At 69.3% G+C, this 244-nt stretch carries 1 pseudogene; it reads right to left on the bottom strand.

Annotated elements, in window-relative coordinates:
- Nucleotides 1-222, bottom strand: a pseudogene (locus CUZ56_RS15420) (serine protease); the annotation flags it as partial.
- Between the last annotated feature and the right edge of the window lie 22 nt (nt 223-244).

Below are 244 nucleotides of genomic sequence, written 5' to 3'. Positions count from 1 at the left end.
GTTCAGCAATTTCGAGAACTCGTTGGGCAGTTTGCGCAGCCAATCCGGCGCGACCCGGTTGACATCGGCGAGCACCCGGGAGCTGTTGATCGCCGTGGCGATGGCCGGCTGCGAGGAGGTGGCCAGCGGTAACGCCAGGAGCCACGCCGTGACCAGTACCGCACCGGCCATCAGCACGGCCCCTACCGTGCTGTCGGCGCCGCGGGCGAAGGGATGCCGCATTCCACTGCGCGCAGCCCGGCCC

This window comes from Saezia sanguinis (assembly GCF_003991585.1).
GTDB lineage: Bacteria > Pseudomonadota > Gammaproteobacteria > Burkholderiales > Burkholderiaceae_C > Saezia > Saezia sanguinis.
Note: the sequence above shows the minus strand (reverse complement) of the source record. Positions and strands in the feature narration are given on the sequence as shown.